At 68.0% G+C, this 16008-nt stretch carries 16 protein-coding genes; 6 read left to right on the top strand and 10 right to left on the bottom strand.

All coding sequences use genetic code 11. The features are described from left to right. Window positions 1-70: 70 nt before the first annotated feature. The 4 genes from rlmB to E3N94_RS02510 all read right to left on the bottom strand — a co-directional run bounded on the left by rlmB (window position 71) and on the right by E3N94_RS02510 (window position 4521). Window positions 71-1183: a 23S rRNA (guanosine(2251)-2'-O)-methyltransferase RlmB gene (gene rlmB, locus E3N94_RS02525; RefSeq protein ID WP_104100141.1), complete on the bottom strand. Its 1113-nt coding sequence runs from the start codon at window positions 1181-1183 to the stop codon at window positions 71-73. Then, window positions 1183-2598, bottom strand: coding sequence for a cysteine--tRNA ligase (gene cysS / locus E3N94_RS02520; RefSeq protein WP_104100142.1), 1416 nt, complete (start codon window positions 2596-2598; stop codon window positions 1183-1185). Before cysS ends, rlmB begins: the two co-directional genes overlap by 1 nt. Continuing rightward, window positions 2595-3833 carry a 2-C-methyl-D-erythritol 4-phosphate cytidylyltransferase gene (gene ispD, locus E3N94_RS02515; RefSeq protein ID WP_134569713.1) on the bottom strand — a complete coding sequence of 413 codons (1239 nt, stop codon included), beginning with the start codon at window positions 3831-3833 and terminating at the stop codon, window positions 2595-2597. Before ispD ends, cysS begins: the two co-directional genes overlap by 4 nt. A gap of 205 nt (window positions 3834-4038) precedes the next feature. Further along, window positions 4039-4521, bottom strand: a complete 483-nt coding sequence (locus tag E3N94_RS02510; protein WP_104100144.1) for a CarD family transcriptional regulator — start codon at window positions 4519-4521, stop codon at window positions 4039-4041. 165 nt (window positions 4522-4686) lie between these two features. Between E3N94_RS02510 and E3N94_RS02505 the strand changes: the two genes are divergently transcribed. Further along, entirely contained in the window at window positions 4687-5163 is a 477-nt protein-coding gene (locus E3N94_RS02505; RefSeq protein ID WP_134342232.1) for a hypothetical protein, read from the top strand. A gap of 70 nt (window positions 5164-5233) precedes the next feature. On the opposite strand, the gene E3N94_RS02500 is transcribed toward E3N94_RS02505, so the two are convergent. Then, window positions 5234-5914, bottom strand: coding sequence for a response regulator transcription factor (locus E3N94_RS02500; protein WP_134569712.1), 681 nt, complete (start codon window positions 5912-5914; stop codon window positions 5234-5236). After that, window positions 5911-7065: an ATP-binding protein gene (locus E3N94_RS02495; protein ID WP_104100147.1), complete on the bottom strand. Its 1155-nt coding sequence runs from the start codon at window positions 7063-7065 to the stop codon at window positions 5911-5913. The genes E3N94_RS02500 and E3N94_RS02495 overlap by 4 nt, the downstream gene beginning before the upstream one ends. A 179-nt stretch (window positions 7066-7244) precedes the next feature. On the opposite strand from E3N94_RS02495, the gene phoU reads away from it, so the two are divergent. Continuing rightward, complete coding sequence (phoU, locus tag E3N94_RS02490) at window positions 7245-7901, top strand: phosphate signaling complex protein PhoU (protein WP_104100148.1); 657 nt, start codon at window positions 7245-7247, stop codon at window positions 7899-7901. 86 nt (window positions 7902-7987) lie between these two features. Here phoU and E3N94_RS02485 read toward each other — a convergent pair whose 3' ends face one another. The 4 genes from E3N94_RS02485 to E3N94_RS02470 all read right to left on the bottom strand — a co-directional run bounded on the left by E3N94_RS02485 (window position 7988) and on the right by E3N94_RS02470 (window position 11159). After that, window positions 7988-8740, bottom strand: coding sequence for a phosphoglyceromutase (locus tag E3N94_RS02485; protein ID WP_134569711.1), 753 nt, complete (start codon window positions 8738-8740; stop codon window positions 7988-7990). An 80-nt stretch (window positions 8741-8820) separates the two neighbouring features. After that, a complete protein-coding gene (locus tag E3N94_RS02480; RefSeq protein ID WP_104100150.1) occupies window positions 8821-10008 on the bottom strand; it encodes a folate-binding protein YgfZ in 1188 nt (395 codons plus the stop codon). A 66-nt stretch (window positions 10009-10074) separates the two neighbouring features. Continuing rightward, window positions 10075-10689, bottom strand: coding sequence for an FABP family protein (locus E3N94_RS02475; RefSeq protein WP_104100151.1), 615 nt, complete (start codon window positions 10687-10689; stop codon window positions 10075-10077). 206 nt (window positions 10690-10895) lie between these two features. After that, window positions 10896-11159 carry a hypothetical protein gene (locus E3N94_RS02470; RefSeq protein ID WP_104100152.1) on the bottom strand — a complete coding sequence of 88 codons (264 nt, stop codon included), beginning with the start codon at window positions 11157-11159 and terminating at the stop codon, window positions 10896-10898. A gap of 74 nt (window positions 11160-11233) precedes the next feature. Between E3N94_RS02470 and E3N94_RS02465 the strand changes: the two genes are divergently transcribed. From E3N94_RS02465 to E3N94_RS02450, 4 genes are read left to right on the top strand one after another with little or no spacing between them, the layout of a single operon-like run. Beyond that, on the top strand, window positions 11234-11926 hold the full coding sequence (locus E3N94_RS02465; RefSeq protein ID WP_104100153.1) for a response regulator transcription factor: 693 nt from the start codon (window positions 11234-11236) through the stop codon (window positions 11924-11926). After that, the gene (gene mshD, locus E3N94_RS02460; protein ID WP_241987040.1) at window positions 11901-12821 is read left to right on the top strand and encodes a mycothiol synthase; all 921 of its coding nucleotides are present in this window, start codon (window positions 11901-11903) and stop codon (window positions 12819-12821) included. The genes E3N94_RS02465 and mshD overlap by 26 nt, the downstream gene beginning before the upstream one ends. A 56-nt stretch (window positions 12822-12877) precedes the next feature. Continuing rightward, window positions 12878-15052, top strand: coding sequence for an RNA degradosome polyphosphate kinase (locus E3N94_RS02455; protein ID WP_104100155.1), 2175 nt, complete (start codon window positions 12878-12880; stop codon window positions 15050-15052). Then, on the top strand, window positions 15049-15987 hold the full coding sequence (locus tag E3N94_RS02450) for an NUDIX hydrolase (RefSeq protein ID WP_104100156.1): 939 nt from the start codon (window positions 15049-15051) through the stop codon (window positions 15985-15987). The genes E3N94_RS02455 and E3N94_RS02450 overlap by 4 nt, the downstream gene beginning before the upstream one ends. Window positions 15988-16008 lie beyond the last annotated feature (21 nt).

Below are 16008 nucleotides of genomic sequence, written 5' to 3'. Positions count from 1 at the left end.
CCAATTGTGGGATTAAGGGGCTTTTCTCGCGGTTCGGCCTGCCTGGCGGGCGCCCGGCCGGCGGGTCGGGTTAAGAGGCTGCGGAGGCGGCTGCCGCCGTCGCGGCGGCTGCCTGCTTCGCGACCTTGGCGGCCTTGGCAGCCGCGCGCAGTCGGGAGACCTCGTACAGTGTCACGCCGGCCGCAATCCCCGCGTTGAGGGATTCGGTCGAGGCGCTGATCGGGATCGACACAATCGCGTCGCAGGTCTCGGTGACGAGGCGGGACAGCCCCTTGCCCTCGCTGCCGACCACGATCACGATGGGGCGCTCGGCGAAACCGATGCCGAGCTCGGGCAGCTGGGTGTCGCCATCACCGGCGAGGCCGATGACGAGCACGCCGCGCTCCTTGAGCGCCTTGAGCGACTGGGTCAGGTTGGTGGCCATGGCGACGGGAAGTCGGGCAGCGGCGCCGGCCGACGTCTTCCACGCCGACGCGGTCACGCCGACGGACCGACGCTGCGGCACGATCACGCCATGTCCGCCGAACGCGGCCGTCGAGCGGATGATGGCGCCGAGGTTGCGGGGGTCGGTGATGCCGTCGAGGGCGACGAAGAGCGGCTTGTGGCCGCGGCTGATCGTCAGTTCCAGCAGCTCGAGGGGCTGGGCGTACTCGTAGGACGGCACCTTGAGCGCGAGACCCTGGTGCACCGAGTCCCGGCCGGCCAGGCGGTCGAGCTCCGGGCGCATGACCTCGAGGACGGGGATGCCGCGGGTCGTCGCGAGGGTGAGGACCTCCTTCACCCGTTCATCCATTTCGATGCGCGTGGCGATGTACAGGGCCGTGGCGGGGATCTTCGCCCGCAGCGCTTCCAGTACGGAGTTGCGCCCGGTCACAACCTCATGCTCGTCGATCTGCTTGGCCCGGCGGGTGGACGCTCCGCCGCCGCCGGTGTTGCCGGTGGTGGCGCTGCGCGGCGCGCTCTTGGGACCCGCGGAACCGCGGCTGCGGCCGCCGCCGGCCGCGACGAAGCGGTCCTGGGCGAGCTTGCGTTTGCCGGCGGGGTGGTAGGGGCGGTCTTCCGCTTTGGGCGTGGGCTTCTTGCCCTCGAGCGCCTGGCGTCCCTGGCCGCCGGAACCGACCTGTGGTCCCCGGCTGCCCTTGCGCACGGCCCCGGTGCGGGACTTACGGTCTGTGTTCTTCATCAGTCAAAACTCCAATGGGCACCCGAGGGGGTGTCTTCGATGGTAATTCCGGCGGCGACGAGCTCGTCCCGGATACGGTCTGCGGCCGCATAGTCGCGGCCCTGCCTTGCGATTTCGCGATCGTCGAGCAGGCGCTCGACGAGGGCGGTGAGTGCGATCATGGCCGGTTCGTCCGTGGCCACGGACCAGCCCGGTGAGAGCGGGTTGATTCCGAGAACCTCACTCATGGCGAGCACGTGACCACGCGCGGCGGCGGCCGCGTGCAGATCTTCGGCGTCCAGCGCCGCGTTGCCGGTACGCACGGTGTCGTGCAACACGGCCAGAGCCTGAGGCACCGCCAGGTCGTCGTCCATGGCGGACGCAAATTCGTCCGGGACGATCTCGACGCCGGATCCGGCGAAGCGGGTGTCCGCCAGGCGGCGGTCGGCGCGGTCGAGGAAGCTCTCGATTCTTTCGAGGGCCGCTTCGGCCTCCACGAGGGAACCCTCGTGGTAGTCGATGGTGGAACGGTAGTGGGCCGCCCCCAGGTAGTAGCGCACGACGATGGCGCGCGCCTGGTCGAGCAGCTCCGCCGCGAAGACCGAGTTGCCCAGCGACTTGGACATCTTCTGTCCGTTCACGTTGACGAGACCGTTGTGCACCCAGTAGCTCGCGAAGCCGTCGCCGGCGGCGGCGGACTGGGCCAGCTCGTTCTCATGGTGCGGGAAGCGCAGGTCGAGCCCGCCGCCGTGGATGTCGAAGTGGGAGCCGAGGTAGCGGGACGCCATGGCCGAGCACTCGATGTGCCAGCCGGGACGGCCGGCTCCCCACGGGGACGGCCAGGAGGCGGACTCCGGTTCGTCGACTTTGCGACCCTTCCACAGGGCGAAGTCGCGTGGGTCATTCTTGCCACGCGGGTCGGCATCCGCTGCCGGTTCCATGTCGCCGCGCCGCTGGCGGGTGAGGTCACCATAGTCGGGCCAGCTCGCCGTGTCGAAGTAGACGTCGCTGGAGGCGTCATCGGCCGGGTAGGCGTGCCCGAGTTGGATCAGTCGGGTGATCAGGTCTTGCATCTGCTGGATGCTGGCGGTCGCCCTGGGTTCGTAGCTGGGGGCGAGGATGCCGAGCCGCTGATATCCGGCGGTGAACTCCAGCTCGTAGCGGTAGGCGAGCGCCCACCACTGCTCGGTGCCCCCGACCGCGTGGGCCAGAATTTTGTCGTCGATGTCGGTGACGTTGCGCACGAAGGTGACATCGAAGCCGCGGTAGGTGAGCCAGCGGCGCAGCTGGTCGTAGACGAGGGCGCTGCGCAGGTGGCCGATGTGGGGCGAGGACTGCACGGTGGGTCCACAAACGTAAATACCCACCGCGCCGGGCGTGAGGGGTATGAAGTCGCGGAGGGCCTGGGCCCTGGAATCGTAGAGTCGCATGGTCACGCTTCCCAGCTTAGGTCAGGGTCTGCCGGGGGTTCGGGGAGAATGAGCGCCGTCGCGATGGCGGCGAGGCCCTCGCCGCGGCCAGTGAAGCCCAGGGCATCCGTCGTGGTCGCCGACACGGCGACCGGCGCCTTCAGCAGCGATCCGAGCAGCGCCTCCGCCTCGGCCCGGCGCGTGTTGAGTTTGGGCCGGTTGCCGATGATCTGCACCGTGACGTTGCCGACCCGGAACCCGGCGGCCGCCAGCAGGCGCAGGGTCTCGCCGAGGAACACGTCGCCATGGGCGCCGACGAGGCGCGGATCGGATGTGCCGAAGACACCACCGATATCGCCCAACCCGGCGGCGCAGAGCAGGGCGTCGCAGATGGCGTGCACGGCGGCATCGCCATCGCTGTGCCCGGACAGTCCGCGCTCCCCCGGCCAGTGCAGGCCGGCGAGCCACAGTTCGGAGTCGTCGTCGAAGGCGTGCACATCGAGCCCGGTGCCCACGCGGGGCGCGGTGTCGGTGCGGGGCGCGGACTGGGCCGGCACGCGCGCGCCGAGCAGGGCCTCGGCCCGGCCCAGGTCCCACAGGGTTGTGATCTTGAAGGCGAGCGGGTCCCCGGCGATCACGCTGACCGGGTAGCCGGCGGCGGCCACCACGCCCGCGTCATCGGTCGCCGCGAGCGACGAGCCGGCGGATGCCGCGGCGGCCGCGGCGGTGAGCATCTCCCTCGGGAAGCCCTGCGGGGTCTGCACGGCCGAGAGTGCGGCGCGGTCCACCGTGCCCAGGATCTCGCCGGCAGCGGAGATTTTCTTGATGGTGTCGACCACGGCCAGGCCGGGAACGATGCCGTGACCGGTTGACTGCACCGCGTCGACGACGGCGTCGCAGAGCGCGGCGGGCGTGAGGGCACGCGCGGCGTCGTGCACCAGGACGGTGCGCACGCCGGGGTGCAGCGCGGCCAGGCCGCGGTTCACCGATTCCTGTCGGGTGGCGCCGCCGGCCACCACGTCGACGGATGCTGCCCCGCCCGCCCTCGAGGCGACCCGGCGGGCGTGAGCCAAGTGGGTGTCGGGCGCTACGACGATGACCTGCACCGGGTCCCGCATCCCGAACACAGAGGCAAGCGCGCGTTCGAGCAGCGTGCGTCCGGCCAGCGAGACGAACGCCTTCGGCTCGGCGTGCCCGAGTCGGCTGCCACTCCCGGCGGCGACGACGATGACTGCGACCTGGGGCGCAGGGGTTTCAGTCATATCTGGACGCTATCTGGTGAGGTCGGCGACGAATGGACGCGAGACGGTGAGTACGAAGTGGTGCGGGAGGTACTGCGGCAAAAGACCGCGTCGGTGCGGGCGTCGGAAGCACGAAATGCGAAAGGCGGCACCTCGCGGCGCCGCCCTCCATCGAAAGCAAGTCTGGTTACGTGGGTTCTGATTCTGCCGGTTCCGGCTATGCCGGTTAGGACGCCAAGACCTCGTCGAGGACCGTGGAGGCCTTCTCTTCGTCGGTCTTCTCCGCCAGGGCCAGCTCTGAAATAAGTATCTGACGGGCCTTGGCCAGCATCCGCTTCTCGCCGGCGGACAGGCCCCGGTCCTGGTCGCGGCGCCACAGGTCACGAACGACCTCCGACACCTTGATGACGTCGCCGGATGCGAGCTTTTCCAGGTTGGCCTTGTACCGGCGGGACCAGTTGGTGGGCTCTTCGGTGAAGGGAGCGCGCAGTACCTCGAACACCTTGTCGAGACCCTCTTGGCCGATCACGTCGCGAACGCCGACCAGGTCGACGTTCTCGGCGGGAACCTCAATGGTCAGATCGCCCTGGGTGACATTCAGCTTCAGGTACAGTTTCTCTTCACCCTTGACCATGCGCGTCTTCACCTCGGTGATCGTCGCAGCACCATGGTGGGGATAAACGACAGTTTCGCCAACCTCAAACAGCATATGTGTATCCCTTCAGCAACGTCGAGGATACCACAGCCGCCAGTGGTAAGGTGCGCCGCGCCCGGGCGCGCGCGGCTCAGCCCGACGGGAGCCGGTAGGCTGAAGGGGAAAGCTAAATTTGCAGCGTTTGGCCGTCAGGCGGAACGGTGATCTGTTGGAGGCGTTGTGAAAGCTCGTATCATCGTGTCCGTCGTTGTGGCGACCGGCATCCTTCTGGGGACCAGCGGTTGCAATCTCCTGGCACCGCAGTCGACGACCGCGAAATACGACGCGAGCGACGGAGTCAGCGGCAATGTCGGCGACCTCGCCATCCGCAACGCCATGCTTCTGTCGGACGACGGCAACATCGCCAACCTCGTGGTCACCGTCGTCAACTCGGGCGATTCGGCACACAGCCTGAACGTGCAGTACGACGACGGCACCGAGAAGTTCACCCAGGAGGTGAACGTGGACGCGAACTCCAGCGTCACGTTCGGCACACCGGATGCCCCGACCGTCACCGTCGCGGCCGACGTCGCGCCGGGATCGCTGTTCCCCGTCTTCTTCCAGTACGGCAACGAGACCGGCGTCGAAGTTCTCGTCCCGGTGCTCGACGGCTCGCTCGAGGAGTACTCGACGCTGCTGCCGACCTCCGCCCCGTAGGGCGAGGGCGACCGGCCGCTCCGGATCGCGGCACGCATTCCCGCGCGGGCGCCCTCCGTCGCCCCCGGCCTCAGGCGTCGAAGCGGTAGCCCAGGCCGCGCACGGTGACCAGCATGGTCGGATCCGAGGGGGCGGCTTCGATCCGCGACCGGATCCGCTTGATGTGCACGTCCAGGGTCTTGGTATCCCCGAAGTAGTCGCTGCCCCAGACCCGGTCGATCAGCTGACCTCGAGTGAGCACCCGGCCGGCATTGCGGAGCAGGAACTCCAGCAGCTCGAATTCTTTCAGCGGCAGGTTCACGATCTCGCCGGTCACTGTCACGGTGTGCCGCTCGGTGTCCATCCGCACTGTGCCCGCCGACAGCAGGCTCAGGTCCTCCCCGACCTCGTCGGTGTGGCGCCGGGAAACGGCACGGATGCGGGCGAGCAGTTCCCGGGTCGAATACGGCTTGGTGACGTAGTCGTCGGCGCCGAGCTCGAGCCCGACCACGATGTCCACCTCGGAGTCCTTGGCGGTCAGCATGATGATCGGCACTGACGACCGCGTGCGGATCTCCCGACACACCTCCGTGCCTGGGATGCCGGGGAGCATGAGGTCGAGCAGAATCAGGTCTGCACCGGTGCGGTCGAACTCGCTGATGGCGCTCGGACCGTCTTCGGCGACGGTGACCTCGTACCCCTCCCGCTCGAGCAGGAAGCTCAGCGGCTCACTGAGCGCGCTCTCGTCTTCGACTAGAAGGATGTGGGTCATGGGGTGTCTCCTATCGCCGCCGAAGCGGGGTGCGGCGCCTCCGGGAGGCGGATGGTGAAGGTCGAACCGCTGCCCGGCTGCGACCAGACGCGGATGTCGCCGCCGTGGATCTGAACGATGTGCTTGACGATCGCGAGGCCGAGCCCCGTACCGCCGGTGTGCCGCGAGCGGGCCTGGTCGACCCGGAAGAAGCGTTCGAAGATCCGATCAAGATCGGCTTCCTCGATGCCCACGCCCTGGTCGGTGACGCTGATCTCGACGACTCCGGCGTTCTTGCGCACCCCGACCCCGACGCGGGAACCCTCTGCTGAGTAGTTCACGGCATTGGCCACGAGATTGTGCACGGCCATCACGAGGAGCCGCTCGTCGCCGCTCACCTCAGCCCCCGATTTCTTGCCGAGGGCGATCGTGATCCGGTCCGCCTCCGCGGTCACCCGGCTCTGGTCCACCGCCGTGGCCACGATGACGTCGACGTTGACGATCTCGGGCTCGGTCAGGGAATCCTGCGCCTGTAGGCGCGACAATTCGATGATCTCCTGGGTCAGGCGGCTGAGGCGACCGGACTCAGTGGTGAGGCGGTTCGCGAAGCGGCGCACCTGCACCGGCTCGTCCGCCGCCTGGGTGAGCGCCTCCGCCAGCAGCCCCACGGCGGCGATGGGCGTCTTCAACTCATGGCTGATATTGGCGACGAAGTCCCGGCGCACCTCGTCGAGCCGGAAGGCCTCGGTGCGGTCCTCCGCCAGCACCAGAACGTACCGTGTTCCCAGCCGGGCCAACCGCACCCGCACCCGCATGCTGGCATCACCGAAGGGCCCGCGGGAGAGGACCAGATGGTCCGAGATCGGCTCGCCGGAACGGCGCACCTGGCTGATCAGGTTCAGGAGCTCGGAGTGCACCAACTGCCGGTTCCAGACCAGTCCCATCGACACCGCGGCCTGGGATGCCTTGATCACGTTGTTGGACGGGTCGACGACGGCACCGGCCGTCTCCAGCGCGTCGAGCACCTGGTCGATTCCGTCGGGGACGGCCGGGTTGACGACCTCGGCGGCGCGCCGACCGTGACGCTCGGCCACGTGCAGCAGCGTCATGAAACCGGCCCCGACAGTCAGGCCGAGGGCCAGCGCCAGAAGCACAAGCCCTGTCGATTCCATTCATCCAGAATACTGACGTTTATTCCGGGTGGTGACAGGGCCGTCCCGGCGCGCAGGCTACTTTAGGTAGAGTTCAAGACCACGGCACCTGCCGTTAACCTCCCTCCCCCATGATTCGGTGGGGCCAGGTGGGTCTCACGCGTCTGCGTGTTACGCGCGCCCAGGAAGGACCACACACCATGCGTGAAGTATTCCAGCAGGAACTCGCCGAAGTGCAGGATCGCCTTGTCGAGATCTCCCGACTCGTGGCGATCTCCATCGACAAGGCGACGCGCGCCTTCAACGAGTCCGATGTCGGTCTGGCGGAAGAAGCGATTTCCGAAGACGAGAAGATCGACGAGCTGACCATCGAACTCGATGAGCTGGCCATTACGATCCTAGCCCGCCAGCAGCCGGTCGCACGCGACCTGCGCATCGTCGTCAGCGCCCTGCGCATCAGCGCGTCGCTCGAACGGATGGGCGATCTGTCCACGCACATCGCCCAGCTGGCCCGTTACCGGTTCCCCGACAAGGTCGTGCCGAAAAGCCTGCGCGCCACCTTCGCCGAGATGGGCACGCTCGTCACGGCAATCGCGCACATGCTCACCGCGCTTCTGACCAATGAGGACATGAAGCTGGCCGAAACCATCCGCAACGAAGACGACAAGGTCGACGCGCTGCACCTCAGCGTGTTCGACGCCGTGCTCGGGGCGACCTGGAAGGGCCAGGCGGCCGACACGGTCGACTCCACCCTCGCCAGCCGCTACCATGAGCGCTTCGCCGACCACGCGGTCTCGATTGCGAAGAAGGTGCAGTACCTCGGCACCGGCGCCTGGCAGCAGAACACGAACGCCTAGAGTCCAGGCGCTCCGGCGTCACCAGGAACGAGAAAGCCCCGGAAGCAGTTGCTTCCGGGGCTTTCTCGTTCCTGGTGGGTTGGACGCTACTTCTTGTTTCCCTGGGCCGCGACGGCGGCAGCACCGGCGGCGGCAGCCTCGGGGTCAAGGTAACGGCCGGGGCCGAGCGGCATCATGTCCGCGCCGAGGCGGTAGACCAGCGGGATGCCGGTGGGGATGTTCAGCTCGGCGATGTCCGCGTCGCTGATGCCATCGAGGTGCTTGACCAGCGCGCGCAGCGAGTTGCCATGGGCGGTGACGAGAACCGTCTTGCCCGCACGCAGGTCGGGGGTGATGTCGGATTCCCAGTAGGGCAGCATCCGGTCGACGACGTCGCTGAGGCACTCGGTGCGGGGCAGGTCGTCGCCGAGCGCCGCGTAACGCGGGTCGTGCGCCTGAGACCAGCGGGAATCGTCGGCCAGCACGGGCGGCGGAACGTCGAAGGAGCGGCGCCACAGCTGGAACTGCTCGGGCCCGAACTTGTCGAGGGTCTCCGCCTTGTCGAGGCCCTGCAGGGCGCCGTAGTGGCGCTCGTTGAGCCGCCAGGAGCGCTTGACGTCGATCCACAGCCGGTCGGCTTCTTCCAGAGCGATATTCGCGGTCTGGATGGCGCGGGTAAGTAATGAGGTGTGCAGGATGTCGGGCAGCAGGCCCGACTCGGCGAGAAGCTCGCCGGCGCGCTTGGCTTCGCCCGCGCCCTGCTCGCTCAGCCTGACATCCACCCAGCCGGTGAAAAGGTTTTCCTGGTTCCATAGGCTTTGGCCGTGACGGAGAAGGATGAGATTGTATGCATCTGACATGAGTCCAACTCTACCGACGTGGCGAGCGCGCCGGGGCTGGGTCGGCGGCCCGGGTCAGTGGCCGGGGTCAGTGACCGGCGTCAGTGGCCGGGCGTGCGGATGCCGAGCCGGGGCAGGCGCGGGATATCGGCCACCGAGCCCGCCGACTGAGGCACGATGACCTCCTGCGCGGCCGCGACGAGGATGTCCTGGGAGGCCACGTACAGGGTGACCGTGGCGGGAACGGTGCGCTTCACCGTGGCGAGCGCGATCGGGCCCAGCTCGTAATGGATGGCGCTGGAGGTGATCCGGCCGATCCCGCGGTGCTCGGTGGTTCCGTCGGCCAGCTGCTTCACGGCCTGCACTTCGTCCCCGTGCACGGGGAGCACCGCGTCGGAGCCGTCCAGGTGCAGCAGCACCAGGCGGCGGGGCGGATGCCCGAGGTTGTGTACCTTGGCCACGGTCTCCTGGCCGCGGTAGCAGCCCTTGTTCAGGTGAACGGCGCTGCGCAGCCAGTCGAGTTCGTGCGGCAGGCTCTTCTCGTCGACCTCTGTGGCCCGGCGCGGGCGCCACGCCGCGATCCTGAGGGCCTCGACGGCGAGAAGGCCGGCCGCGGCGACCCCTCCGTTCCGCACGGCGTCGCGCAGAGCCGGCAGGGACGCGCGGGGGACGAGGGTCTCGGTCCAGTGCCACGCGGCGGCCGGGTGCGCCGGTCCAGGCGCGTACTGGTATCCGCCCGCGGAGACCTGGGTCCAGGGGTCGTGCCACACCAGAGGCACTCCGCTCGGCGCGGCCGGTGTGAGCGGCAACACCGACGGGTCACCCATCGACCCGATCACGGCGTAGGCGAGAGTGTGGTCGACGACCTGCACCCGCAGTGTGAAGCGCATCGTGTCGAGCCACGCGTGCAACCCAGGAAGTTGGGCTGCCTCGACCAGCAGCCAGGTCTCCACCCCGTCGTCGATGACCGCCATGGCGTATTCGACGTGGCCGTTCGGGTCGAGCAGGAGCGTCTCGGTGGATTCCCCCGGCGCCAGGCGGCGCAGCTCCTGGCTGGAGATGGAGTTGAGCCAGGTCAACCGGTCCGGTCCGGCGACGCTCAGCACGCCGTGGTGGGACAGGTCGACGACGGCTCCGCCGGCGAGGAGCCGGCGCTGCTCCGTGAGAGGTCCGCCGTAGTGCGCGGCCACGCCGGCGTCGATGCCCTCGGCCTGCACCGCGCCGTCGAGTTCGAGCAGCGGGGATCTGAGCGGCGAGGACGGGAGAGGGGACACGGGTGCATCGGTCATGGGAACTCTTTCCAACGGACGGTTCGGCGCCGGGGCGCCTGGATGTGACGCGCAGGGATGCCCGGTTTATTCGACGCGCTTGAGGCGGCCGGACGCGTGGGTGCGCAGGCTCTGACCTAAGGCGGCCATGTCCCAGGCCCAGAGCAGATGGCCGTCGACCAGACCATAGAGCCTCGTCGCCGCCGAGTAGGGTTTGGCACCCTGGGTGCGCATCACGGCATCCGTCGCCAGGTCGATGCGCGGACCCTTGACCTGGCCGAGGTAGATTTCCGCGACTCCGCCGGGGTGCACGATGGTCACGTCGATATCGAAGCCGTTGTCGGCGTTGCGGAGGGTTTCGACCGCCGCAGCGGTGACGAACGGATGCTCACCCACGGCCGGCAGCAGACCCGGACCGGGATCGCCGAGCCCTTGGGCACGGCTCAGCCGCCAGTACCCGGTTTCCGTCATCAGCGGCGTCGACTCACCGCCGTCGGAGTCGGGCGTCGGCTCGAGCCAGGTGTAGGAGCTGTAATTCAGGTGCGGCAGGCCGTCGTGGCTGAAGCTCAACCGGTGACCGAACTCCCGGCTGACGGACTCTTCGCCGATCTGATAGTCGATGATTCCCGAACCTTCCCACACCCCGAGGAGCCACGACAGCGGCACCAGTTCGGAGGGGAGCTGAGGGGGCAGCTCAAACATCGAGGGCTACCGCTGCCCCCGGTACAGCTTGAACAGAACCAAGCCGGACACCCAGGCGATCGACAGGCTCGCCAGCGCGAGCAGCCCCAGGAAGAAGATTTCGATAGCGAGGATAGACATACGTCTTACTCTAGCCCGCTCGCGCGCGATAACCCCTCGGCACGCCTCAGCAGAACCACACGAGCACGGGCTGACTCAGATCAGAGTCAGAGGAGCCCGGCGAGAGCGAAGATTCCGGTGGCGGCGGCGAGCACGGCCACGGCACCGACGAGGCTGGTCGTCACCCGGTCCACGTAACCTTCCTTGCGTCCGGTCGCGAGCTGTACGCTCAGGGTTCCGATCGTGCAGCCGGCGAAGGAGAGGCTCATCCAGATCAGATGCTGGCCGGGCAGGGACAGCCATCCGGCCAGCACGGCGCACGCGAACGCGAACAACCACACCACGACGACGCTCTTCCACTGCCAGCTCACCCTCTCATTCTGCCCTGCCCGGGACCCTTTCCGCGGCACGCTAGGATGGGGCGCACAATCCTTGGAGGGTGAGTGTGGCCCAGTTGTTGATCCTGACCTCGGCGGTCAACAGTGACGTTCTTCCCGCCCTCGCCCTGCTGTCACACGGCACGCGCACCATCCCCGCCCAGCCGGACCAGCTCGTGACGGCGCCCGACGCCGACCTCATGCTCGTCGATGCCCGCTCCAATCTGATGGCGGCCAAGTCGCTCTGCCAGATTCTGCGCACCACGGGAAACACCGTTCCGCTGCTGCTCGTGATCACGGAGGGCGGCCTGGCCGCGGTGAGCCCGGACTGGGGCGTCGACGACGTCATCCTCGAGACGGCCGGGCCGGCCGAGGTGGATGCGCGCATCCGCCTCGCCGTCGGGCGCGTGCCCCGCACGGAGGAATCCGCCACCATCCGCGCCGCCGGGGTCATCATCGACGAGGCCAGCTATTCCGCCAAGGTGCACGGCCGGCCGCTGGACCTCACCTACAAGGAATTCGAGCTCCTGCGCTTTCTCACCGCGCATCCGTCGCGGGTCTTCACCCGGGAACAGCTACTCAGCGAGGTCTGGGGCTACGACTACTTCGGCGGCACCCGCACGGTGGACGTGCACGTGCGGCGACTGCGGGCCAAGCTCGGCGACCAGGAATCCCTGATCGGCACCGTGCGCAACGTGGGCTACCGCTTCAATGTGCAGGAACAGGACGGCACCCGTGGCATTCATCCGGTTTGCGCCTGATCTGACGGATGCCGCCTTCGCGGCCGAGTTCCACCGGGTCAGCGCCACCGCTACCCAGGGCGACGGCTACGCGCCGTTCAACGAACAGTCCCTTTTCGACGTGGCCGCGGGGCACCGCGCCCCGTTCCTGGTCGTGGAGAAGGACGGGAACGTCGTCGTGGGTGCGGGCATCCTCGGCGCCGGCGAACTCGACCTCGTCGTCGACCCGGCCCGACGCCGGCACGGGTACGGCGCGGCCGCCCTGGCCGAAATCCTGGCCGACGCGCCCGGGGAGCTGACGATCTGGTCGCACGGCGACCACCCCGCTGCCCGGGCGCTCGCCGAGCGGTTCGCTTTCACGGCCGAGCGCACCCTGCTGCAGCTGCGGCTGGACCTGTCGAAGGAGACAGCCGGCAGCGCGCCGGCCGAGCCCGGAGCCCCTGCCCGCACCGGCATCCGTGCCGCCGTCCAGATCGACGCGTTCCGGCCCGGGCCGGACGACGCGGAATGGGTGGCGCTGAACGCGCTGGTGTTCGCCGCGCACCCGGAGCAGGGGGCTCTGACCGCGAGCGATCTGGCCGCCCGCTGTGCCGAACCGTGGTTCTCGGCCGGTGATTTCCTGGTGGCCCGCGACGCCAGCACTGGCACCGGTCGGATGGTCGGCTACAACTGGTTGAAGATCGAGTCGGGCTCCCCGGTGGGCGAGATCTACGTCGTCGGCGTGCACCCGGATGCCGCCGGTCGCGGCGTCGGCCGCCGCCTCATGTTGGCCGGGCTCGACCGCCTCCGCGAACGCGGGTGCCGTACCGCGGACCTGTATGTGGAGGCCGACAGCGCCGCCGCGGTGGCCCTATATCGTTCGCTCGGGTTCACCGAGCGAACGATCGATGTGCAGTACCGCCGCAGCCCGCATTGACCAGTGTTCATCCAAGATCGTCGCATTCGCGCGGTCCGCAGTGTCAAGATGGTTGAATGGACGGCGATAACATTCAGACCGACTCGGGCCTGGGCAGCGACTTTGACGATGATTTCGATCCCCTGATCGGCGTGAACGATCCGGCGCTCCTCACCGAGCGCTACCTCGACCGGGAACTGAGCTGGCTGGCCTTCAACCAGCGGGTGCTCGAGCTCGCGGAGGACCCTGATCTCCCGGCTCTGGAACGGGCGAACTTCCTGGCCATCTTCGCCAGTAACCTCGACGAATTCTTCATGGTGCGGGTCGCCGGCCTGAAGCGCCGCATCCTCACCGGGCTGGCCGTGCCGACCAACATCGGGCGCGCCCCGCAGGACGCCCTCTCCGACATCTCCACTACGGCCCACGTTCTGCAGGCCCGGCACGCCCACGCCTTCCAGGACCTCGTCAGCCCGGCCCTCGCCGAGGCCGGAATCGACATCGTCAACTGGGACACCCTGGACGATGCCGACCGCCGTTCCCTGCGCGACTACTTCTCGAACCAGATCTTCCCGGTGCTGATGCCCCTCGCGGTCGACCCGGTGCATCCATTCCCCTACATCTCCGGGCTCTCGCTGAACCTCGCGGTCCGGGTTCGCAACTCCAAAACCGGCAAGCAGGAGTTCGCCCGGCTCAAGGTGCCCACCATGCTCCCCCGCTTCGTTCGCGTGGACCGACGCGAGAAGGCAGATAGCGTCCGCTTCATCACGCTCGAGGACCTGATCGCGAACCATCTCGGAGATCTGTTCCCGGGCATGGACATCCTCGAGCACCACGTCTTCCGGGTCACCCGCAACGAAGACGTCGAGATCGAAGAGGACGAGACCGAGAATCTGATCAAGGCCCTCGAGAAGGAGCTGCTGCGCCGCCGGTTCGGCCCGCCCATCCGTCTCGAGATCACCGAAGACATGGACGAGGTCACCCTCGGCCTGCTCGTGCGCGAGCTGGACGTCACCGATCAGGAGGTGTACCGCCTGCCGGCCCCGCTCGACCTGGGCGGCCTGTTCGACCTGCGGATCGACCGCCCGGACCTGCGCTACGTGAAGCACGTGCCGACGACGGCCGTTCAGCTGCTCGCCCCGGAACCGAACGCGGAACCGGACATCTTCAGCGCCATCTCGCGCCGGGACATCCTGCTGCACCACCCGTACGAGTCGTTCGCGACCAGCGTGCAAGCGTTCCTCGAGCAGGCCGCGGCCGACCCGGACGTGCTCGCCATCAAGCAGACCCTGTACCGTACCTCGGGCGACAGCCCCATCGTCGAGGCGCTGATCGCAGCCGCCGAGTCGGGCAAGCAGGTGCTCGCCCTGGTGGAGATCAAGGCCCGCTTCGACGAACAGGCCAACATCACCTGGGCCCGCAAGCTCGAGAAGGCCGGCGTGCACGTGGTCTACGGCCTCGTGGGCCTGAAGACGCACTGCAAACTCGCGCTCGTGGTGCGGAACGAAGACGGCGTTTTGCGCCACTACAGCCACATCGGCACCGGCAACTACAACCCCAAGACCAGCCGTCTCTACGAAGACCTCGGGCTCCTGACCGCGGACCCGCAGGTGGGCAAGGACCTCACCCGTCTGTTCAACGAACTCTCCGGCTACGCGATCGAGAAGAAGTTCAAGCGCCTGCTGGTGGCGCCGCTGCACCTGCGCCGCGCCCTGCTCAAGAGCATCGCGACGGAAACCGCGGCCGCCCAGGCCGGCAAGCCGTCGGGCATCCGGATCAAGGTGAACTCCATGGTCGACGAGGCCATCATCGACGCACTGTATCGGGCCAGCCAGGCGCGCGTGCCGATCGAGATCTGGGTGCGCGGCATCTGCAGCCTGAAGCCCGGGGTCCCCGGGATGAGCGAGACCATCAAGGTGCGCTCGATTCTCGGGCGATACCTGGAGCACTCCCGGATCTTCTCGTTCCACACCAACGGTGACCCGCAGGTCTACATCGGCAGCGCCGACATGATGCACCGCAACCTCGACCGCCGGGTCGAGGCGCTGGTGCGCCTCGTCGACCCTGACCACCTGACCGAAATCGACGCCCTCTTCACCCGGGCCATGGACGACCGCACCTCATCGTGGTGGCTGGACAGTTCGGGCGAATGGACGCGCCACCACCTGGACGGCTCCGGCCATCCGCTCGACGACATGCAGAACAGGCTCATGCAACAAATCTCCCTCCGCAAGCGCCCGGCGGGGCGCCGATGAGCGACCCTGCCATCTACGCTGCGGGCGCCGTCTGCTGGCGCCTGATCGACGGCAAGATCCACGTTCTCCTGATCCATCGCACCGTGTACGGCGACGTGACCATTCCCAAAGGGAAGGTCGACCCAGGCGAGACCCTGCCGCAGACGGCCGTGCGCGAGATCGGGGAGGAGACCGGCCTGGCCGTGGCCCTCGGCGTGCCACTGGGCATCTCCGCCTACTCGCTGCTCAACGGCCGCGAGAAGATCGTTCACTACTGGGCCGCAGAGATCACGCCCGCGGCCATCCAGCACTCGACCTTCGTGCCCAACGGCGAGGTCGCGGCGATCGAGTGGGTCACCATCAAGAAGGCCCGCACCTACCTCAGTTACACGCCCGACGTGGAGATCATCGATGCATTCGCCAAGCTCGTCGACACCGGTGTCACCCGCACCTTCGCCCTGATCGCGCTCCGCCACGGCAAGACCGTGCAGCCCGGCAACTGGGACGGCCCCGACTGCAGCCGGCCGCTGACCGAGCGCGGCGTCAAGCAGGCCGCCGCCATCGTGCCCACGATCACCGCCTGGCAGCCCCTGCGGATCGTGTCGAGCACGGCGACCCGCTGCGTGACCACCGTGGCCCCGCTCGCGGCGGCCACCGGCATCCAGATCAAGCGCACCGAACGCTACAGCCAGGACGCCTTCGAGCAGGGCCTGGCGGATGTCCGTTCCGGCATCGGCAAGCGGGTGCGGTCGCGAAAGACTGCTGTGATCTGTAGCCACGGGCCGGTTCTCCCCGAGATCCTGCACGAGATCGCCCTGGCCACCGGCACCACCCACGGTGCGTACATCTCCGACGCGGCGGCCCTCGAAACCGGGTCGTTCTCGGTGGTGCACCTCTCCGCCGACAATCCGAGCGCGGGAATCGTCGCGATCGAAACACACTCGCCTGCCCTCTGACCACGGTATTCGGTGAATGCC

The organism is Cryobacterium sp. Sr3 (assembly GCF_004402835.1).
GTDB lineage: Bacteria > Actinomycetota > Actinomycetes > Actinomycetales > Microbacteriaceae > Cryobacterium > Cryobacterium sandaracinum.
The sequence above is the reverse complement of the archived record's forward strand: the minus strand, read 5'-3'. Positions and strand labels throughout refer to the sequence as shown.